The 21,008-nt window shown below is 61.4% G+C and carries 19 protein-coding genes and 1 pseudogene; 13 read left to right on the top strand and 7 right to left on the bottom strand.

Annotated elements, in window-relative coordinates; all coding sequences use genetic code 11:
- The first annotated feature begins 33 nt into the window (after positions 1-33).
- Positions 34-669 (top strand): hypothetical protein, encoded by a 636-nt coding sequence (locus tag C722_RS0123435; RefSeq protein ID WP_017642847.1) that lies wholly within the window; start codon positions 34-36, stop codon positions 667-669.
- A gap of 208 nt (positions 670-877) precedes the next feature.
- Positions 878-1,570 carry a thermonuclease family protein gene (locus tag C722_RS0123440; protein ID WP_256204567.1) on the top strand — a complete coding sequence of 231 codons (693 nt, stop codon included), beginning with the start codon at positions 878-880 and terminating at the stop codon, positions 1,568-1,570.
- Positions 1,571-1,577: 7 nt separating this feature from the next.
- Here the strand turns inward: C722_RS0123440 and C722_RS0123445 are convergent, their stop codons facing one another.
- The gene (locus tag C722_RS0123445) at positions 1,578-2,129 is read right to left on the bottom strand and encodes a hypothetical protein (RefSeq protein ID WP_007162501.1); all 552 of its coding nucleotides are present in this window, start codon (positions 2,127-2,129) and stop codon (positions 1,578-1,580) included.
- 11 nt (positions 2,130-2,140) lie between these two features.
- Positions 2,141-2,374 (bottom strand): hypothetical protein, encoded by a 234-nt coding sequence (locus C722_RS0123450; protein ID WP_007162502.1) that lies wholly within the window; start codon positions 2,372-2,374, stop codon positions 2,141-2,143.
- Between the two features lie 376 nt (positions 2,375-2,750).
- On the opposite strand from C722_RS0123450, the gene C722_RS0123455 reads away from it, so the two are divergent.
- The 6 genes from C722_RS0123455 to C722_RS25965 all read left to right on the top strand — a co-directional run bounded on the left by C722_RS0123455 (position 2,751) and on the right by C722_RS25965 (position 7,921).
- Positions 2,751-4,151, top strand: a complete 1,401-nt coding sequence (locus tag C722_RS0123455; protein ID WP_007162503.1) for an ISNCY family transposase — start codon at positions 2,751-2,753, stop codon at positions 4,149-4,151.
- 367 nt (positions 4,152-4,518) lie between these two features.
- Positions 4,519-4,869 (top strand): metalloregulator ArsR/SmtB family transcription factor, encoded by a 351-nt coding sequence (locus C722_RS0123460; RefSeq protein ID WP_007162504.1) that lies wholly within the window; start codon positions 4,519-4,521, stop codon positions 4,867-4,869.
- 19 nt (positions 4,870-4,888) lie between these two features.
- Entirely contained in the window at positions 4,889-6,178 is a 1,290-nt protein-coding gene (locus C722_RS0123465; RefSeq protein WP_007162505.1) for an arsenic transporter, read from the top strand.
- A gap of 10 nt (positions 6,179-6,188) precedes the next feature.
- Positions 6,189-6,659, top strand: a complete 471-nt coding sequence (locus tag C722_RS0123470) for an arsenate reductase ArsC (protein ID WP_007162506.1) — start codon at positions 6,189-6,191, stop codon at positions 6,657-6,659.
- Between the two features lie 14 nt (positions 6,660-6,673).
- Entirely contained in the window at positions 6,674-7,393 is a 720-nt protein-coding gene (gene arsH, locus C722_RS0123475; protein WP_371099832.1) for an arsenical resistance protein ArsH, read from the top strand.
- Positions 7,394-7,669: 276 nt separating this feature from the next.
- Positions 7,670-7,921, top strand: a complete 252-nt coding sequence (locus C722_RS25965; protein ID WP_231893101.1) for a helix-turn-helix domain-containing protein — start codon at positions 7,670-7,672, stop codon at positions 7,919-7,921.
- A gap of 265 nt (positions 7,922-8,186) precedes the next feature.
- Here the strand turns inward: C722_RS25965 and cadR are convergent.
- A pseudogene (gene cadR / locus C722_RS25970) lies at positions 8,187-8,623 on the bottom strand (Cd(II)/Pb(II)-responsive transcriptional regulator).
- Between the two features lie 82 nt (positions 8,624-8,705).
- Here cadR and C722_RS0123485 point away from each other — a divergent pair.
- On the top strand, positions 8,706-11,120 hold the full coding sequence (locus C722_RS0123485; protein WP_026084056.1) for a heavy metal translocating P-type ATPase: 2,415 nt from the start codon (positions 8,706-8,708) through the stop codon (positions 11,118-11,120).
- Between the two features lie 372 nt (positions 11,121-11,492).
- On the opposite strand, the gene C722_RS0123490 is transcribed toward C722_RS0123485, so the two are convergent.
- Positions 11,493-12,920 carry a heavy metal sensor histidine kinase gene (locus tag C722_RS0123490; RefSeq protein ID WP_169887035.1) on the bottom strand — a complete coding sequence of 476 codons (1,428 nt, stop codon included), beginning with the start codon at positions 12,918-12,920 and terminating at the stop codon, positions 11,493-11,495.
- Between the two features lie 5 nt (positions 12,921-12,925).
- Entirely contained in the window at positions 12,926-13,600 is a 675-nt protein-coding gene (locus tag C722_RS0123495; RefSeq protein ID WP_007162511.1) for a heavy metal response regulator transcription factor, read from the bottom strand.
- Between the two features lie 265 nt (positions 13,601-13,865).
- On the opposite strand from C722_RS0123495, the gene C722_RS0123500 reads away from it, so the two are divergent.
- The 4 genes from C722_RS0123500 to C722_RS0123515 all read left to right on the top strand — a co-directional run bounded on the left by C722_RS0123500 (position 13,866) and on the right by C722_RS0123515 (position 19,838).
- Positions 13,866-15,074, top strand: a complete 1,209-nt coding sequence (locus C722_RS0123500; protein ID WP_007162512.1) for a TolC family protein — start codon at positions 13,866-13,868, stop codon at positions 15,072-15,074.
- A gap of 47 nt (positions 15,075-15,121) precedes the next feature.
- A complete protein-coding gene (locus tag C722_RS25345) occupies positions 15,122-16,390 on the top strand; it encodes an efflux RND transporter periplasmic adaptor subunit (protein WP_371099833.1) in 1,269 nt (422 codons plus the stop codon).
- Positions 16,391-16,399: 9 nt separating this feature from the next.
- A complete protein-coding gene (locus C722_RS0123510; protein ID WP_007162515.1) occupies positions 16,400-19,537 on the top strand; it encodes an efflux RND transporter permease subunit in 3,138 nt (1,045 codons plus the stop codon).
- 91 nt (positions 19,538-19,628) lie between these two features.
- A complete protein-coding gene (locus tag C722_RS0123515) occupies positions 19,629-19,838 on the top strand; it encodes a hypothetical protein (RefSeq protein WP_017642849.1) in 210 nt (69 codons plus the stop codon).
- Positions 19,839-20,327: 489 nt separating this feature from the next.
- Here C722_RS0123515 and C722_RS0123520 read toward each other — a convergent pair whose 3' ends face one another.
- Positions 20,328-20,558, bottom strand: coding sequence for a hypothetical protein (locus tag C722_RS0123520; protein ID WP_017642850.1), 231 nt, complete (start codon positions 20,556-20,558; stop codon positions 20,328-20,330).
- Positions 20,559-20,606: 48 nt separating this feature from the next.
- Positions 20,607-20,894, bottom strand: a complete 288-nt coding sequence (locus tag C722_RS0123525) for a hypothetical protein (protein ID WP_017642851.1) — start codon at positions 20,892-20,894, stop codon at positions 20,607-20,609.
- Positions 20,895-21,008: the final 114 nt, after the last annotated feature.

Here is a 21,008-nt window from a genome sequence, read left to right on the forward strand (position 1 = left end):
GACTGGCATGTGCTGCAGATGCTGTGAGTTGCGATGAAGATCTGGACGGATGAGATGATTGCCCTGCTCGGCACCGAGAGCGATACCGCCCTGGGCGACCGGTGGGGTATGTCGCGCATGACCGTGGCGCGCAAGCGGCAGACGCTGGCCATCGCGCCCTACGACCTGAAGCAGGGCGGCTTCCAGCGCGAGACGCTGTTCCGGTGGAGCCCGGAGAACCTCGCCCTCCTTGGACAGGAACCCGATGCGACCGTCGCCAGGCGGCTCGGCATCAGCCGGCGCGCGGTCTACCTGATGCGCCTGCGCCAGGGCCTGGCCCCGGCGAAGCGGGCACCGCGGGTGCACAGTCTGCCCCCGGAGGCCGTGCCGCTACTGGGCAAGTTGCGAGACGCCGAGCTGGCTCACCGGTTCGGGATTCCTGACGATTTGGTGTACCGCGAACGCAAACGGCGCGGCATTCCAAAGCTGCACGTCGAACAGCCTCTGAGCGAAGCGCTACTGGCTGAGCTGGGCACCGATAGCGACCGGGCAATTGGCTTGAGGCACGGCCTGCACTACAGCAAGGTGAGAGAGCTGCGCCTGAAGCGCCAGATTCCTGCGTATAAGCGACCCAACCGCAAGAAGATGGCCGCCGGCGGTAGCGCCACTGTCGGTGGCCACCGTCGCTAGCCCGCCGCCGCTTATAGCCGCCTTTCGCTCCTCTGTCCGCTTCTGCCCCGCATAGACCCTGCCCCTCATCCGCACCGCCGCTACACTCCCGCGTCGGCGTCACCGGCAGTACGGAAACGCAACAGCGCCCGCCCGGTGATACCGGACCTTCCCCCTTACAACGGATCTGAGACCTCATATGCTTCGGCAGCTAGCAGTAGCCCTTGCGTTGACCCTCCCTACCCTCTCCTTCGCTGAAACGATCGACTGCCGCGTGGTGGGCGTGCACGACGGTGACACCCTGACGTGCCTGACCACCGCCAAGCAGCAGATCAAGGTTCGGCTTGCGGAGATCGACACCCCTGAGAGCAAACAGCCCTACGGCAACCGCGCCCAGCAATCCTTGGCGGCCATGGTCTTTTCGAAGGCTGTCCGCCTGGACGTCCAGGACACTGACCGATACGGCCGGCGGGTGGCCCGCGTGTACCAGGGCAATACGGACGTGAATGCCGAGCAGGTGCGCCAGGGTGCCGCGTGGGTCTATCGCCAATACCTGAAGGATCGATCGCTGCTGGACCTGGAAGCACAGGCCAAGGCGCAGAAGCGTGGCCTGTGGGCGCTACCGGAGGCGGAGCGGGTACCGCCGTGGGAGTGGCGCCACGCCGCGCGTGATCAGCGTCAAGACGCGCAAGCTGGAGAGGGCGAGCCGCCGGCGGCAGTACCGCCGAAGCGACCCACGTCCTTTTCTCAGTTTGGCGGATCGGAGGGCGCCATCGCCGCGGGATCCTTCAGCTGCACACCGCTAAAGGCCTGCAGGCAGATGGCGAGCTGTGCGGAGGCGAAGTACCAGCTGCAGCACTGTGGCAACAGCCGGATCGATGGCGACCACGACGGTGTGCCGTGCGAAGCCATCTGCCGGTAGTTGGTGACTAGCGGGCCCGGATCGGGCCTTCGCCCGGATGCTTCGCGGTATGGGCCGCGATCAGTTGGTCGAGGAGGGCGACGACGTCCGGACGGCTGAGCAGCTCACGCCCCACGACCGCTGCCGGCTTGAACACGCGGCCGGCCTTGCGGGTGTTCCAGTCACCGATCATCACGTGGATGCCCTGCACCTGGCCTACCGGGGGAAGCATGCCCCAGGTCTTGGTGTGGCTGGCATAGTTCAGCAGGGCGCCCGCGAGCTCTTCGTGCAGCGCCAGGCGAGCCGCGTGATCCTTGGCCGCCTCGTAGTTGGTCAAGGCGTATTGCAGCACGTCCCACGCTTGGATGCCCTTGGGCAATGGCAGCCCACCACGCTGACACGCGGCGCGGTAGCCCTCGACCGAGAGCTGTGTGACCAACCGGGCGCCGTGCTCCGGATTCACCGAATAGATCCAGACCGGCACCGTGTTGGTGGGGTTGCCCTGCACCACCGCGTTCCAGTCCGCCTGCTGGGTGGCCGCCTCGAAGCGCTTTCTCTCTGCTTTCTTGATGTCGTCCATTACCAGGCCCCCTACTCGTCCAATCCAGTATCGCCGGCGCCTTTCCACAGCCGCTCTGCGACCTGGCGGATCAGCACGAGATCGTCCTGTGTGCTTGCCGAGTCGGGTAGGTGACCGATGAACGCCAGCTGCGCGACTTCGCGGCAGAAGTCCGGGCGCGAATAACCGGATGCCAGTAGGCCCTGGTAGGAATTTTTTCCGAGCAGCCGCTCGGCCGCGGCGTCGAAGTGTTTCTGTGTTGCCATGTTCCGAATGCCTCGAGAGTTGTGAGAGATCCGTTGCACGCTATCGAGAATTTGAAAAATGCAACTCGGTACCGGCTGCGGCTCGATGCAAGCCGCGCAGGCGCCGGTTGCCACTCCTGGCAGCACAAGTTGGGTTCGCCCTCGGCCAATCCCTGGGGTCTAGCCATCCAGTATCGGGGGTTGTGGCATCCAGGGCCCCCAAAAAAGGCCGCCGGGGCGGCCTCATGTGTAGGGCCTGATTTCACGTAACGGCTACTTATCGGAAGTCGGCGGTGTTACGGCCAAATAGTAATGTCGCGATCCAGCCAGATAGAAATGTCCCGATCACGTATGGCAGCTAGCCTAGCGGCTTTGCAGCCGATGCGGAGCGATCAGGATGTCAGCCTACGAGCGGATCACGATGAGCCTACGCGAAGTCGATCGCCTCAAGGTCATCCAGGCGGTGACCGAGGGTTTCCTTACGCCCACACGCGCTGCCCAGCGCCTGCAGCTGACAACACGGCAGGTTCACCGCCTGGTGCAGCGTTACCGGGACACCGGCGTATCAGGGCTGATCTCTAGAAAGCGCGGCCAGCCCAGCAATCACCAGTTGCGTCCCGGCCTTGAGCGGCGCGCCGTCACCCTGATCCGCACGCATTACCAGGATTTCGGTCCCACGCTTGCTGCCGAGAAACTGGCCGAGTGCCACGGCTTGCGTCTAGCCAAGGAAACGGTTCGGCGCATCATGATGGATGCCGGCTTGTGGACGCCGCGTCGGGCACGACCGCCTAAGGTGTACCAGCCACGTAATCGCCGAGCTTGCCTCGGCGAGCTGATCCAGATTGATGGCAGCGATCATCGCTGGTTCGAGGATCGTGCGCCGGCGTGCACCCTCTTGGTCTACATCGACGACGCCACCAGTCGCCTGATGCACCTGGCGTTCACCCGTAGCGAATCGACCTTCAGCTACTTCCAGGCCACCCGTGCCTATCTGGAACACCATGGCAAGCCTGTCGCCCTCTACAGCGACAAGGCCAGCGTGTTCCGGGTCAATAGCAAGGATGCCCAGGGCGGTGCTGGTCACACGCATTTCGCTCGGGCCATGTTCGAGCTGAACATCGATACTTTCTGCGCCAACTCCAGCCAGGCCAAGGGGCGCGTCGAGCGTGCCCATCTCACCCTGCAGGATCGCCTGGTCAAGGAGCTGCGACTACGAAATCTCAGCACTGTCGAGGCGGCGAACGCCTATCTGCCGTTGTTCATGGCTGATTACAACCGGCGCTTCGCCAAACCGGCCCGCTCTGATTTCGATGCCCACCGCGCAGTACGTGACGACGAGGACCTGACTCTAGTCTTGACGTGGCGAGAGCCGCGTCGAGTGTCGAAAAGCCTAACGCTGCAATACGACAAGCGCCTCTATGTTCTGCACGATACGCCGCAAACCCGAGCATTGGCTGGCCGCTACGTAGAGATCTATCACTACCCGGACGGCCGGATCGAGGTGCGATCGGAAGGCGCTGCCTTGCCTTACGGCATTCTCGATCAGCTGCCTGAGGTCAACCAAGGCGCTATCGTCGAGAACAAACGGCTGGGGCACGTCTTGCAAGTGGCGCAACTGATGCAAGAGCAGCGCGACAATCGGCGCTCTCATTCGGTACCTGGCAATCCAAGGCCTACTAAAGCCCAACGCTCAGAGCCGGCGAAGAAAAAAGCAAAAGAGTTGATGCCAGAGGACCTCCTAGCTGCTCTTCACAAAAGCCCACTACCAAAGCGTAACCGTCATGCGTCAGTCGATTAGCGCTGAGGGCCTGGCCGCCCTGGTTGCAGCCGGGGCCGCTTGGGATGTGCGTGCTAGTCCAGGCCCTGAAGGGCACGGATGGCAGCTACAGGTGCGCTACAGCAAAGAAAGCCGACATTTTCCTCTCCGCTCCCGGCGCGAATTGGTGAGGGTGTTTCGGTCATTGAATGCGCTCAACCGGTACGCGCAAAGTGTTGGAATACGCAGGTATAGGGTGGAGAACTAGGGGACTCGGCTGCCAACCCAGGGAGCGACCGGGGAGACCTGCCTTTGCATTCGCGGTCACTTCGGCCGGATAAGCACCTTCCAAAGGCTCGAATACATCTGTAAATTCGAATATTCGAAATCACAGATATAAAGGCTGCCCATGTACCTTCAGCCGCACACCTTTTTCAAATGCCTCGGTGACGAAACCCGAGCCCGGATCATGCTCATGCTCGCCGCTGAGGGCGAGCTATGCGTTTGCGAATTGATTTGGGCGCTCGACGATAGCCAGCCGAAGGTCTCTCGCCACCTGGCTCAACTCCGCGTCTGCGGTTTGCTGGAGGATCGCCGTCAAGGTCAGTGGATCTATTACCGCATTCATCCCGAGCTGCCTCAATGGGCAATGGAAGTGCTCCAGGCAACGCTCGAGGCGAACCGCTCTTGGCTTGGCGAAGATCAGGGCCGCCTTGCTTCGATGGAAGGTCGTCCGGTACGCCGGGTTTCCTGTTGCTAAGTGACTTCGGAGACCTGACATGCTGTTGGCAATTTCAATTTTTCTCATCACGCTGGTGCTGGTGATCTGGCAACCTCGCGGGCTTGGCGTGGGCTGGAGCGCGTCGGCTGGAGCGATACTCGCCTTGCTGACGGGTGTGGTTATGCTCAGCGACATTCCATTGGTCTGGCACATCGTGTGGAACGCCACCGCGACGTTCATCGCGGTCATCATCATCAGCCTTCTGCTGGATGAGGCGGGCTTTTTCGAGTGGGCTGCACTTCACGTGGCTCGCTGGGGCCAGGGCAGCGGTGCGCGCCTGTTTGTGCTCATGGTGCTCCTCGGGGCAGCCGTCTCAGCGCTATTTGCCAACGATGGCGCAGCCTTGATTCTGACCCCCATCGTCATCGCGATGCTGACTGCGCTGCGCTTCAGTCCGGCAGCAACCCTGGCTTTCGTTATGGCCGCTGGGTTCATTGCCGACACGGCCAGCCTGCCCCTGGTTGTCTCAAACCTGGTGAACATCGTCTCCGCGGATTTCTTCGACATAGGGTTCGCTCGATACGCCTCGATCATGTGGCCGGTGAATCTGGTAAGCGTAGTGGCGACCCTGGGGATGCTCTGGTGGTTCTATCGAAAAGAGGTGCCACCTTCGTATTCACCGGAGGTGCTACGCCGACCAGAGCAGGCGATCAGGGATCGCCCTACGTTTATTGCTGGCTGGTGGGTGCTGTTGCTCCTACTGGTCGGCTTGTTCGCTCTTGAGCCGCTTGGCATTCCTATCAGCGCTGTTGCCGCCGCCTGTGCGTTAGTGCTGCTGATCATTGCAACGAAGGGTCATGTGATCTCGACACGTAAGGTGTTGCTAAATGCGCCCTGGCAGGTCGTGCTGTTCTCACTTGGCATGTACCTAGTGATCTATGGGTTGAAAAATGCCGGGCTGACGGAGGGGCTCAGCTCGTTGCTTGCCACCTTTGCCGATCATGGCCTGTGGGCTGCCACGTTGGGCACCGGCTTCACCGCTGCGCTGCTGTCCTCTGTCATGAACAACATGCCCAGCGTGCTGATCGGCGCTTTGTCGATCCAGGGCAGTGGCGTGACCGGACTGGTGCATGAAGCCATGGTGTACGCCAACGTCATTGGCTGCGACCTGGGCCCGAAGATCACGCCTATTGGCAGTCTGGCAACGCTGCTGTGGTTGCATGTCTTGGCTCAGAAAAACATCCGCATTACCTGGGGTTACTACTTCAAGGTTGGCTGTGTCCTCACCTTTCCCATTCTGCTCACGACGCTGGCAGCCCTTGCCGTGCGTTTGAGCATCACTGCTTAGGAGTCACCTTATGAAGATCCTGTTCATGTGTACGGCCAATAGCTGCCGCAGCGTTCTTTCCGAAGGGTTGTTCAACCAGATGGCGCCGGCCGGCTTTACGGCTATCAGTTCGGGAAGCTTCCCGAGTGGCAAACTCAATCCACGAGCGGTAAGCACTTTGCAAGGCTTGGGCATCGACACGTCGGGCCTGTACAGCAAGGGATCTGAGGTGTTCGCCGACACTCCCCCCGATATCGTCATCACCGTATGTGACAAGGCTGGCGGTGAACCTTGCCCGGTGTATTTTGGCCCAGCCATTAAGAGCCACTGGGGACTATCTGACCCCTCCGATGTAGAAGGCAGCGATGAGGCTATCCAGGCCGCTTTCGACGCAACTGTTGAGCACATCAAAAGGCGATTCGCAGCATTCTTCGCGCTGGATCTAGTAGCGCTTCAGGGCGCGGAGCTGAAGCAGGCGCTGGATCGGATCGGAGCACTGTGATGAGCGATTTAGAGATGGAATCTGCCGAGACCTTGCCGGCCCTCGATTTGTCGCTGCTGGATCTGCCCAGCACAAACAGGTTGGGGCTTTCAGACACCTCTGATACCAAGCCACGAATCCTTCTACTCTATGGGTCGAACAGGGAGCGTTCATTCAGCCGCCTGCTGACGCAAGAGGCCGCACGTCTGCTCCAGCTCATGGGCGCCGAGACCGTGATCTTTGATCCATCCGGGCTACCACTCCCCGATGACGCACCGGTCGACCACCCCAAGGTGCAAGAGCTGCGCGACCTGGTGCTCTGGTCAGAGGGGCAGGTGTGGTGTTCGCCGGAACGTCACGGCGCCATGTCTGCGGTACTCAAGGCGCAAATCGACTGGATTCCCCTGACCCTGGGCGCCGTACGGCCCACGCAGGGCAAGACACTCGCCGTCATGCAGGTTTCCGGTGGCTCTCAGTCGTTCAACACGGTGAACCAGATGCGGATTCTCGGGCGGTGGATGCGCATGCTGACCATCCCGAATCAGTCGTCTGTGCCGAAGGCTTATCTAGAGTTCGACGACGCGGACCGAATGAAGCCTTCCGCGTATTACGACCGTGTGGTCGATGTGATGGAGGAATTGGTGAAGTTTACTTTGCTGGTTCGTGGCCGTGAGGATTACCTCGTTGATCGCTACTCGGAGCGAAAAGAAAGCGCGGACGCTTTATCGGCCAGGGTCAATCAGCGCTCTATCTAGCCCCGAGCGAATGGAATGATCGCTGGGCGCTAACCAAGCTAGCCCAGCGCAACGGCAGAAACTGAGTCCAGGTCTGTTCGACTGACCTCTTGTTTTGACATTTCTACTTGGCCGGCGCAACGACATCTGTACTGAGCCTTGAAACGGCGTGTTACGGCCAAGTAGTAATGTCGCGATCCAGCCAAATAGAAATGTCCCGATCACCTGTGGTCGCTAGCCTACCGGCTTTGCTAGCGATACGGAGCGATCAGGATGTCAGCCCACGAGCGGATCACGATGAGCCTACGCGAAGTAGATCGTCTCAAGGTCATCCAGGCGGTGACCGAGGGTTTTATCACGCCTACCCGCGCTGCCCAGCGGCTGCAGCTGACAACACGGCAGGTTCACTGCCTTGTGCAGCGTTACCGGGACACCGGCGTATCAGGGCTGATCTCCAGAACGCGCGGCCAGCCCAGCAATCACCAGTTGCGTCCCAAAGCGCAACCGTCATGCGTCAGTCGATTAGCGCTGAGGGCCTGGCCGCCCTAGTTGCAGCCGGGGCCGCTTGGGATGTGCGTGCTACTCCAGGCCCTGAGGGGCATGGATGGCAGCTACAGGTACGCTACAGCAAAGAAAGCCGACATTTTCCTCTCCGCTCCCGGCGCGAATTGGTGAGAGTGTTTCGGTCGCTCGACGCGCTCAATAGGTATGCACAGAGCGTTGGGATACGGGGCTTCAGAGTAGAAAGCTGAAATGGGTGCTCATGCTGCTGCTCAGTGTCTCCCTGCAGAGTTCGGATATATCCAATGTGGGCTCAAGGCTCACTAGTCCTAATAGGCCCTGGGGTATGGAAAGAACAATCCGCTAGCCCTTGCAGAATACCGCAGGACTCGATGGGGCGCGCTCCACCGCACCTTTCACGTAAGGCAGTCATGTGCTGCTTTAGCTGCAGTAATGCCACGATCCGCGCCTCCACCTGCTGGAGATGGGAATCCAGCAGCGCGTTGACCTCGCTACAGTCCTGCTTTGGGTTTTCGCGCAGGCCCTGCAGGGCACGAATCTCGGCATGCGTCATGTCCAGCGTGCGGCAGTGCAGAACGAACTGCAATTGCTCAAGTGTGCCTTGCTGTACAACCGGTAATTCCCGGCGCTACGTGCTGGCTCCGACAACAGCCCTTCCTTCTCGAAGTAGCGGATGGTCACAACTTCGCATCCTGTGAGCCGGGCTAGCTCCCCAATCCTCATGTCCACTTCGGCCGCCTTGAGTGCTTGACTCTATAGTAACTATAGGGATTGTAATGCTCCCCATTCAACGGTGAAAGTGGGGGCTGACATGAGCGATTGCGGATCAAAGGGGTGCGGTTGCAGCTCGGCTGCGTCAGGCCCTCTTCTTACGCCCGAACCGACGGCCAGCGCCCTGGCCGAGGCTAGGGAAGCTCACTACCTTATTCAGAATATGGACTGCCCCACAGAGGAAGCGCTCATTCGGCGCAAGCTGGGGGGCTTGTCCGGCGTTGTCGGCTTGGAATTCAACCTGATGAAGCGCACGCTGATCGTACGGCACAACCTGCCTTCGCTGACCCCATTGGAAGAAGCCTTGTCAGCGGTCGGTATGCAGGCGGTGCGTCAGGGAGACGACCCGAGCACGCAGATTACCCGTCTTGGCATAGCCCAGATGGATTGCCCTACCGAAGAGACCCTGATTCGGAAAAAGCTCACCCTTCTTCCTGGTGTAGTTGATCTGGACTTCAATCTGATGCAGCGCACATTGACTGTGCGTCATACCGCCAGCGCGCTAGCCAAGGTACTCGATGCGATCCAGTCGCTAGGCTTCGAAGCTCAGGAGCTGGACACCCAGAATTATCGCACTCCACCATCAAGGGCCTATAGCGACTCGACGCCGTGGCTGCCGCTCGGCTTCTCTCTTGCTGCTGCAATAGCCGCTGAGGGCATGTACTGGTATCTAGGTGGCAATCATTGGTCGGTCCTGGTACTGGCGTTGATTGCCATCTCCCTGGGTGGGTTGTCCACTTACAAAAAGGGCTGGATAGCGCTTAAGAACCGCAATCTCAACATGAACGCCCTAATGTCGATTGCCGTCACCGGGGCCATGTTGATCGGCCATTGGCCGGAAGCGGCGATGGTGATGGTGTTATTCGCCCTCGCCGAGGTCATTGAGGCCAAATCGCTGGATCGTGCCCGCAATGCCATCCGGGACCTACTCGATCTAGCCCCCGAACAAGCCACGGTGCAGCAGCCTGACGGTACTTGGCTCGATGTGGAGGCCAAGCAGGTCGCTATCGGTAGCCGGGTGCGGGTGCGGCCGGGCGAGCGCATCGCGCTCGATGGTGTGCTGCTAGAGGGCGGCTCCACCGTGAGCCAAGCGCCGATCACTGGGGAAAGCCTTCCCGTTGAAAAGGCCCCCGGCGATCCGGTCTATGCCGGCACTATCAACGAGTCTGGATCCTTCGAATATCGCGTCACGGCGGTGGCCGGCAACTCCACCTTGGCACGCATCATCCAAATGGTGGAAGAGGCGCAAGGCAGCCGCGCTCCAACCCAGCGCTTCGTCGATCAATTCGCCCGCTGGTATACGCCTGCCGTTTTCGTGCTAGCAATTGCCGTGGCGGTACTACCTCCCCTGCTTCTGGGCGCAGCTTGGATGGATTGGCTCTATCGGGCCCTGATTCTGCTGGTGGTGGCCTGCCCCTGCGCCTTGGTCATTTCCACTCCGGTCACCATCGTCAGCGGACTGGCTGCCGCAGCACGCCAAGGCATCCTCATCAAGGGTGGCGTTTATCTGGAGGATGGTCGCAAGCTGCGGTGGCTAGCCTTGGACAAGACCGGCACGCTCACCCACGGCAAACCCGAGCAGACCGACGCTATCTCCTTGAACAGCGCCTTGACCGATAGCAGTCGCAGCATTGCAGCGAGTCTCGCTAGCCGCTCTGACCATCCGGTATCCAAAGCCATCGCGAAAGCCGCCGTTGGCGACGGTGTGGTGCTGCGAGAGGTCGGGGAGTTTGCCGCGCTGCCTGGCCAGGGCGTACGCGGTGTGATCGATGGACAGACCTATCATCTTGGAAACCATCGAATGGTCGACGAATTGAGGGGGTGCTCCTCGGACCTGAAACAGCGCATCACGGCGCTCGAAAGCGAGGGCAAGACCGTGGTGATGCTGGTAGGGGCTGACGATGTACTGGCGATCTTCGCTGTCGCCGACACCATCAAGGACAGCAGCCGCAATGCGATAGCCGAGCTGCATGCGCTGGGTATCCAGACCGTGATCCTGACGGGCGATAATCCACATACCGCCCAAGCGATTGCTGCTCAGGCCGGAATAGATCGCGCCCAAGGTAACCTGCTACCGGCCGACAAGCTGCGCGAAGTCGAACAGCTTGCCCAGTCCAGTAAGGTCGGCATGGTAGGAGACGGTATCAACGATGCCCCGGCATTGGCACGCGCCGACATTGGCTTTGCGATGGGGGCTGCGGGCACCGACACGGCCATCGAGACAGCAGACGTGGCCCTCATGGACGATGATCTGCGCAAGATTCCAACCTTTGTGAAGCTCTCTCGCGCCACCGCTCAGGTGCTCTTGCAAAACATCGTGCTTGCACTTGGCCTAAAAGCCGCTTTTTTGCTGCTGACCTTCACTGGGCAAGCAACCATGTGGATGGCCGTATTCGCCGATATGGGAGCCAGCCTCTTGGTAGTGGGCAACGGGCTAAGGTTGCTGCGCCAATAAGCTGGCATTCCTCGTTGATGACCGGGAGGGTTTGAAAGGTGTCCCACGGCAAATCCTCGCGCCAATCACAACTGCAGTTACTGGGTTACCCAGCCTTCGGGCAGGCCGTAAGGTCTGCTTCAGCACCTCGATCGTTTCGGGCGAGATAAGCAGCTTCATGGGCAGGGGTATGTGTACATTCGTATATGCGTAAAAACGAATAAACAGGTTGCCCGAGTATCCTCGCGCTGCTTGCTGCATTGGAAGACGTTGTAGTTCGTCTGCAGAAAGACGCTGGTCGGGAAGTCCTGCATATGCAGCCCTGTCTATAACAGCTCCGGGTTAGTTATTGACATGTCTACGCTGCCATATCGACCAGCATCGTGCTCACACCTATCTATTGGTGGGGGAACAAAGCGCTTCCGCTTCGCCTTGTTCATCAAAGTTGGTTACGGGCGTAATTGCTGGAGGAAATGTCAGCGTGAAGCGCGTCATTCCATTATGAGATTCGGCCTGCACCAGGCCCCGGTGAGAAATCATAATCGCGCGGACGATCGCCAACCCTAATCCACTGCCGCCTGTAGGTTGATCGCCAGCCCGGTAAAAGCGATTGAAGACATTCGATAACTCATCCGGATCTATGGGAGATCCTTGGTTTATCACAGCTGCCCATCCACCACCTTCCTCTTGCGCGCCAAGCTCTACTATCACAGCCGTTCTTGGATAAGCGTGGCGAATAGCGTTTGATAGCAGGTTCGATAGCGCACGCTGGATCATCAACTTGTCGCCCTCGACTTGAAGCTGTCCTTTGACTACTAGCTCTATTTCGCGCGCTTCGGCATAAGCCTCAAACAGGCTACAGACCTTAAGTGTCTCTTGCTCGACGGCCACTTGGCTCAGTGAGGTTAGCGGTTCGTGGCTGTCCAGACGCGCGAGGAGGAGCATGTCCGCGACAATACGGCTCAAGCGGTCCAGTTCGTCTAGGGAGTCCTCCAAGGCCTTTTGATACGTGGCCTCGTCACGCTTCCGGCTAAGTACCATCTGCGTTCGACCTATGAGGATCCCGAGCGGGGCGCGCAATTCATGGGCAACGTCGTCTGCAAAGCGGTCTAGTTGCTGCACGCCCGTATTGAGGCGCTCCAACATCGTGTTCAGCGCGATGGCTAGATCAGCTACTTCTGCAGGCAGATTGGTGTCATCCACTCGCAATGTCAGCTGCCGGGTAGTAATCGCACGGGCAGTACGGCGGAAGTGGCGTAACGGCGCAAGGCCCTGATAACCCGTCCACCACGCCGCGGCGCCAATCAGCAGTAGCAGAATCGGCAGACTTATCAAGGCTGCACGTAGGAAAGCATCCAACAAAAATCTATCACTGCTGCGGTCCTGGCTGAGCAGTAGCTGTAGTGGAGGCAGCGATGGGATGGTCAGGCTAGTCCGGATAGTTAATAGATCGTGGCCGTCATCAGAATGCCAGGCCAACGTCTGGGCGTCTGGCCAACGGCCCGGCCGTAGCTCATCGGCATAGGCATGGGAGCCAAGCCCATACAGGGGTGTGTCCTCTTCCGCCGAAAGCACGGTGACCGACAGCTCATCGTGGCCGAGCAGAGCGTCAGCTAGTACGTGCTGCCAAGGCGCTTTGGTAGGATTTGCAGGACGCTCTTCCAGGCTGTGCTGGATCTGCCCTAATTTGGCTTGCAGCTGGTCAACAGCACGCTTATCAAGCTCCCGCTCTAGAACGCTGTACACCATAACGACCAAGATGATAGCCAGCAGCAAGCCCACGCTCGTGACGATCATCCCCAGGCGCAGGGCGAGGCTCATGGGTCTCATGAACGGCGCTCCATCACGTAGCCAACGCCTCGTACTGTATGGATAAGCGCCTCCCCGAAGGGCTCATCGACCTTCATCCGCAAGCGTCGAACGGCGACTTCCACCACATTGGTGTCACAGTCGAAATTCATGTCCCAAACGCGCGAGATGATCTCGGTGCGGGAGAGCACTTCGCCCTGGCGTTGCATGAGCAGGTGAAGCAGCGCGAATTCCTTGCTGGTCAAGTCGATGCGCTGGTCCCCGCGAAACGCACGATGGCGAAAGGGATGCAGCTCAAGATCGGCCAGGTGCAGGGTATCACTGACCACTCGCGTTTCGCCGCGTCTGAGCAACGCGCGGATGCGGGCGAGCAACTCCGGAAACTCGAACGGCTTGGTCAGATAGTCGTCAGCGCCGGCGTCCAGTCCTCGGACGCGCTCGCTGGTTCGGCTCTGGCCCGTTAGGAGCATCACGCGGGTCTGCTTGCGTCGCCGCAGCAATTCCAGGACCTCCAGACCGTCCATAGTCGGCAGATTAATGTCCAGCAGGATCAGGTCGTAATCCTGCTGCAGAGCCAGATGCAGACCATCAATCCCGGTCGCGGCGCGATCAACCACATAGCCATTCTCCGTGAGGCCTTGCTGCAGATAATCCGCGGCGCGGGCTTCGTCTTCCACTATCAGTAAGCGCATCGTCTGTATCAGTCGTGTCGAGGATGTTGCGGAGGCTGAAGCCTGTAGCCGCTAGAGAGTCAAGCGATCAAGCGTGCCGGTATACCTGGACGGCGGCAACTTCCTTACAGCTTTGTAATGTTGGCGTCACCGGAGCGATAGGTGGCGCTCCCTAGAGTCGGCTCCGCTATCACGCGACGATCTCTTCGAACGTCGCGCCTTCTGCACAGGAGTCGCTGCAGTGCCGTTATCCCTTCCATGTCGATATCCCGCCCCATGGCGCCTGATGGGTCTGGCGCTGGGGCTAGGTCTGCTGCTCGCCGGCGGACCGGTCCAGGCCTCATCGCTGACCCTGGAGCAGGCGCTGGCCCAGGCCCTGCGCGACAATCCCGACTACCTGGCGGCCCGCCAGGAGACCGCCGCGGCCGCAGGTGCACGGCAGCAGGCAGGCCTCCTGCCCAACCCGGAACTCGCCTTCGAGGTCGAGGACACGCGCTCTGCCAGTCAGACGCGCAGTCTCACGCTCACCCAGCCCTTTGAACTGGGTGGCAAGCGCGCCGCCCGGGTGGCGGTGGCCGAGGCCAACGCTGGCGTGGTCAATGCGGACCTCGAGGCGCGACGCTATGCCCTCCGGGCGGACGTCATCCAGAGTTTTTACGAGTTGTTACTGGCCGCTGAAGGGGTGCGGCTCGCCGAGCAATCGCAGGCACTGGCACAGCGCAGCCTGGACAGCTCAGGGGCGCAAATTCGAGCGGGCAAGATTTCACCGGTATCGGGTACCCGCGCGGAGGTAGAACAGGTCACCCAGCGGCTGGAGCTGAGACGCGCACTGCAGCAGCGTGACAACGCGCGGGTGAGTCTTGCCCGCCAATTGGGTGTCTCCGTGACAGAGCTCGGTGAGCCGGTCGGTGACCTGGATCGTCTGCCCGCACCTCCCGGCGAAGCCCTACTGCTGCAGGCGATCCGCCAGACACCGGCGATGCTCAAGGCGCGGCGGCAGGTAGCCGCCGGGGATGCCGACGTCGATCTGCAGCGCAGCCAGCGCTATCCGGACGTGCGGGTGAGCCTGGGCAGCCAATACGACGAGCTCGAGGGGGAGCGGGTCAATCTGGTGGGCTTCTCGCTCCCGCTACCGCTCTTCGATCGCAACCAGGGCAACCTGCTCGCCGCGTCCAGTCGCGCTGACCAGGCCCGGGATCTACAGCGAGCGACCGAGCTGCAGATCCAGGCCGAAACCCTGCAGGCACTGCGCGACTGGCGTAGTGCATCAGCTGACGTCGACGACTTGCGCAACCGGGTTTTGCCGGCGGGCCAGCGTACGGTCGATGACCTAACTCGCGGCTTCTCGCTGGGACGTTTTGCCCAGCTGGATGTGCTGGAAGCCCAGCGCGCCCTCATTGCCGCTAGGGGGCAGTACCTGCTCTCTCAACGTGCGCAGATCAATGCCTGGGCCCGCCTCGAACGCCTCCACGGCCCGCTCTTCACCTCCCCATGACGCTACAGATCCCGGTAATAAATCGGGTGCGGAGTTCTTGCATGACCATGACTTCATTCAGGCCGAGACTGCTGCGGCCGCTGCTGATTGCAGTAATTGGCGGTGGGCTGCCATTCAGTACCATTCAGGCGGGTACCGGTCACGACCACCCCGAACCCGCTGCCCCCCTAACGAAATCGGCAGATGCCAAGGCTGAGGCGACCCAGCCTCGCCCTGATCTGGACGAAGGCAAAGACGGCCATGACGCGAACGAGGGCGCCCATGGCGACGGCGAAGAGACGCATGCCGAAGGCGAAGTCGAGCTGAGCGCAGAGCAGATTCGAGCAGCCGGCATCGAAACCCAGGTGGTCACGCCGGTGAGCGTTGGCGCCTCTTTGAGTCTTCCGGGCGAGATTCGCTTCGATGAAGATCGTACCGCTCACGTGGTGTCCCGTACGCCCGGCGTCGTCGAGGAGGTGAAGGCGAATCTTGGAGACCGGGTGCGCAAGGGACAGGTGCTAGCAGTCATTGCCAGCGAGCAGCTTTCCGAGGTGCGCAGCGAGCTGGCGACCGCGCAGCAGCGGCTGCAACTGGCGCGCACCCTGTATGCCCGCGAGCAGAACCTCTGGCAGGAGCGGATCAGCGCCGAGCAGGATCTACTGCAGGCGCGGCAGACACTGCAGGAAGCCGAGATTGCTGTACGCAACGCCCGTCAAAAAGCACAGGCCTTGGGTGGAGCAGCCTCCGCTCAGGGCGGCAGTCGCTACCAGCTGCGCGCGCCCTTCGACGGCGTGGTGGTGGAGAAGCACCTGGTCCTGGGTGAGCGGGTGGACGAAGCCAGCAACCTCTTCACGCTCACCGACCTGTCCCGCGTCTGGGCCACGTTCGCCGTTCCTGCGCGTGACCTCGATCGAGTCACCGTTGGCCGAAAGGTGGAGGTACTCGCGGGTGAGCTGGATAGCCGCACCGAGGGCACCGTGGCGCATGTTGGCAATCTGCTGGGCGAACAGACCCGGGCGGCGACCGCGCGCGTCACCCTAGCCAATCCGGCGGGCGCCTGGCGCCCGGGTCTGTTCGTTACGGTGCGGCTCGATGACGAGCGACAGGCCAAGGTACTTGGCGTGCCCAATGGCGCCGTGCATGTCGTGGAGGATCGCACCGTGGTGTTCGTCCGGACGGCAGACGGCTTTCAGGCGACACCCGTGGTCACCGGGGTCCGGGACGGTGAGCGCACAGAGATTCGTCAGGGCTTGAGCGCCGGCCAGGTAGTGGCCGACCGCGGCAGCTTCATTCTCAAGTCGGAACTGGGCAAGGGCTCGGCCGAGCACTCCCACTAAGGGCGCATCATGTTCGAACGTATTCTTCGCTTCGCCATTGAGCAGCGCTGGTTGGTGCTGCTTGCCACGCTCGGCATCGCTGCACTCGGGATCTACAGCTATCGCCACCTGCCCATCGATGCGGTGCCGGACATCACCAACGTCCAGGTGCAGATCAATGCAGAAGTACCGGGCGCCTCGCCGCTGGAGGTCGAGCAGCGGGTCACCTATCCGCTGGAAACAGCCATGGCCGGCCTGCCGGGACTGGACCGGACCCGTTCGTTGTCGCGTTCGGGCTTTGCCCAGATCAGCGTCATTTTCGCCGATGGGACGGATCTGTACTTCGCTCGCCAGCAGGTGAGCGAGCGCCTCCAGGGTGCGCGCGAAGCCCTGCCAGAGGGTGTGGAGGTCAACCTGGGTCCGCTGTCCACGGGGCTTGGGGAAATCTTCCTCTGGACGGTGAAGGCCGCGCCCCAGGCGCGCCGCGCTGACGGCGAAGCCTATACGCTCACCGATCTGCGGGAGATCCAGGACTGGATCGTCAAACCCCAGTTGCGCACCGTGCCCGGGGTGGCGGAAGTCAACACCATTGGCGGCTATGCCAAGGAGTATCAGATCGCGCCCGATCCCAAACGGCTGGCAGGCTATCGCATCACCCTAGAGCAATTGGCGATGGCGCTCGAGCGGAACAACGCCAATGTCGGCGCCGGTTTCATCGAGCGCGCCGGGGAGCAGCTGGTGATTCGGGTACCGGGGCAGCTCGCCTCCGTCGAGGATATCGCCACCATCGTGCTCGCTACCGTGGACGGTACTCCGGTACGGATCCGGGATGTGGCCACGGTCGGGGTCGGGCAGGAGTCACGCTCCGGAGCAGCTACCGAAAATGGCGAAGAGGCGGTGCTTGGCACCGTCTTCATGCGGGTGGGTGAGAACAGCCGCGAGGTGGCCCTGGCAGTGGCCGAGCGCCTGGCGCAGATCAACCGCAACCTGCCGGAAGGCGTGCAGGCGGTCGCCGTGTACGACCGCACCACGCTAGTGGACAAGGCGATCGCTACGGTACGCAAGAATCTTGTGGAGGGTGCGCTGCTGGTCATCGCCGTGCTCTTCGTCTTCCTCGGCAATCTGCGCGCGGCGCTGATCACCGCGCTGGTGATCCCGCTGTCGATGCTCTTCACCTTCAGCGGCATGGCCGCGAATCGGGTCAGCGCCAACTTGATGAGTCTGGGTGCGCTCGACTTCGGCATCATCGTCGATGGCGCCGTGGTGATCGTGGAGAATGCCATTCGCCGGCTGGCTCATGCCCAGGAACGGCACGGTCGGGCGCTCGATCGCCGGGAGCGCTTCCAGGAAGTGTTCGCCGCCGCCCGCGAGGCGCGGAGACCCCTCATCTTCGGGCAGCTGATCATCATGGTGGTCTATCTGCCGGTGTTCGCCCTGACGGGTGTGGAAGGCAAGATGTTCCATCCCATGGCCTTTACCGTGGTGATCGCCTTGGTGGGCGCCATGCTGCTGTCCATCACCTTCGTCCCTGCGGCCGTGGCGCTGTTCGTCACGGGTCGCGTGCAGGAAAAGGACAATCGACTGATGAGCGCGGCGCGGCGCGGCTATGCCGTCGCGCTGGATGCAGCCATGCGCCGGCGGCCACTGGTGTTCGCCGGCGCTGGCCTGAGCGTGGTGCTGACGGTGCTGCTGGCGCTGCGCCTGGGCAGTGAATTCGTACCCAGCTTGAGCGAGGGTGATTTCGCGCTGCAGGCGCTAAGGGTGCCCGGTACCGGCCTGGGGCAATCGGTGGATATGCAGCAACGCCTGGAGCGCTCCATCCTGGATCAGGTACCCGAGGTGGAGCGGGTATTCGCGAGGACCGGCACCGCCGAGATCGCCGCGGATCCGATGCCGCCGAACATCTCCGACAGCTATGTGATGCTCAAGCCGCAGGCGCAGTGGCCTGATCCAGGCAAGTCTCGCGAGCAGCTGATGGCTGAGCTGGAAGCAGCGGCTGCGCGTGTACCCGGTAGCAATTACGAGCTGTCGCAACCGATCCAGCTGAGGTTCAACGAGTTGATTTCCGGGGTGCGCAGCGATGTGGCGGTCAAGGTCTTCGGCGATGACATGGCGGTGCTGAACAAGACCGCTGCGGACATCGCCAGGGTGTTGCAGAAGGTCACCGGCGCTGCCGAGGTGAAGGTGGAGCAGACCAGTGGGCTGCCGCTGCTGAGTGTGCAGATCGATCGTGAGCGAGCCGCACGCTACGGCCTCAATGTCGGCGACATCCAGGATGTGATTGCCACGGCGCTCGGCGGACGCAAGGCCGGCACGCTCTTCGAGGGCGATCGCCGCTTCGATCTGATGATCCGCCTCCCGGAAACCCTGCGCAGCGATCCGGCGGTGCTGGCGCGGTTGCCCATTCCATTGCCAGCGGTGGAAGGCCGCGTCGAGTTCATTCCCCTGGCCGATGTGGCGCGCCTGGAAACGGTGCTGGGGCCGAATCAGATCAGCCGAGAAGACGGCAAGCGCCTGGTGATCGTCAGTGCCAATGTGCGCGATCGGGACCTGGGTAGCTTCGTGGCGGATGCCACTGCCGCCATCACGGACCAGGTGCGAATTCCCGCAGGCTACTGGACCAGTTGGGGCGGCCAATTCGAGCAGTTGCAGGCCGCCGCCGCCCGCCTGCAACTCGTGGTGCCGGTGGCCTTGCTGCTGGTGTTCGTGCTGCTGTTCATGATGTTCGGCAATCTGCGCGACGGCCTCGTGGTCTTTACCGGCATTCCCTTCGCCTTGACGGGCGGGGTATTGGCGTTGTGGTTGCGGGACATTCCCTTGTCGATCTCGGCCGGTGTGGGCTTCATCGCACTGTCGGGCGTCGCAGTGCTCAATGGCTTGGTGATGGTCTCCTTCATCCGTGGCCTGCTGGAGGAGGGCAAGCCGCTGGATATCGCCGTGCGCGAGGGCGCGCTGGTCCGCCTGCGGCCGGTGCTGATGACTGCGCTGGTGGCCTCGTTGGGCTTCATTCCCATGGCCTTGGCCACCGGCACCGGGGCGGAGGTACAACGCCCGCTAGCGACCGTGGTGATCGGCGGCATCCTGTCCTCCACTGCCCTGACACTGCTGGTCTTGCCTGCGCTCTACCACAGCGTCCTGCGCCGTCGCGAACAGCCCCCGGCAGGATGACAGGATTGTAATGCGCGGCTCATCCTGGCGTTAGCCGCGCCCCTCTAGAGTGGCTCTCATACCCACGCTGCACTCTAGAAGGAGAAACACCATGACGTTCCTTAAAATTGCCCTGTTTGCCGCCACCCTCGCCGTTGCGAACCTCAGCTATGCCGCAGACGGCAGCGAGCGCTCGATCTCGCACAACCAAGATTTCCGCGATAGCCAGGCGGCGCTCCAGGAGCATCGAGAGATGCATGAAACGCTGGCACAGGAAGGGCGTCAGCCAGATAAAGCATCCAACGTCAAAGCGACCAACTGAGACTACGCATCTGTTTGGCCGTAGACGATCGATGCCGCGCATCTGAGGCTCGAACAGAAAGCGCCATGTGGCGCTTTCTGCATACCTAAAAATATACTGCCCTGGAAAAACAGCTTCACCGGCACCACTTGCCCCCCTTTTGCCCGCGCTCCACCTCCCTACCCAGTCGCCCCGCGCGCGCGACAGTAGGAAAAGGAAAACTCGAGCCAGAATCTAAAGCTTTAGAAAAAACCGCGGCCCAGCTCAACTTCGAACGCGGAGGTAGGCGAGGCGAATGTTTTAATTGCTTTCAGGCACTCATCTTCCCCTTGTAGCAAGTTGAGCAGCCCGAATCGAACACCACCTACCACCACCCAGCGCGTTGAACGTTGCTACCGTGACCTGCACAGTGGACGTTTGCGCCTGGGCACTTTCGTCAGCGGTCCACAACAAGATTACTGCGCCGGTGAGACAGACATTTCTACTTAGTCACCAGAGCGACATTTCTATTTAGCCTTGACACGCCTTGCGGCGGTACTGGGTCTTGAAGCACCCCAGCGCATCGGTGCCGAGCGCGGCCAGCTCGGCGTCCCTCACAGTCCGGCGCTCCAGCTGCCCTGCCGCCTCCAGGCGCTCGCAGCGGTAGGAGGGCCTATTGATCGACGCGTGCCGGACGTCGAACCAGCCCTCTTGGGGCAGGTTTTTCAGCGCGGCCAGGTCGGCAGCGGTCAACGGTTTCATGGGGACTCCTGCCGGCTGCGCCGGGGTTGGGTGGGTGGTGGAGAGGGTTCAGCCTTCGCGCAGGGGGAGCATCAGCTGGACCTCCTGACTCTCGATGCCGAGCAGCAACATGCGGGTCTCGGTGGTCATTCCGGAATTGTTGTCGTAGGCCAATTTCACCAACGTCTCCAGGGCCACGGAATTGTCCACGAACGTCTCCGCATCCTCGTCCGTAGCGGTGCCCTGCAGGCGCTTATCGCGGTATCGCTCGGCGACGATCAGACAGTCTTGGGCCATCTGCAGGATGGTTTTTTCGAGCTGTGGAATATCCACGATTGCGGCGGTAGTGGTGCCCATGGCTAGATCCTCGCCGGCAGCGCCGGGGTGGTGGTGGGGAGGGTTCTGAAATCTGGTCAGCCGCATTCGGCGCGTACCAGGTGGGCAAATCGGTTAAAGACGTGCGCGCTCTCT

The organism is Pseudomonas sp. 313 (assembly GCF_000316965.1).
Lineage (GTDB): Bacteria > Pseudomonadota > Gammaproteobacteria > Pseudomonadales > Pseudomonadaceae > Chryseomonas > Chryseomonas benzopyrenica.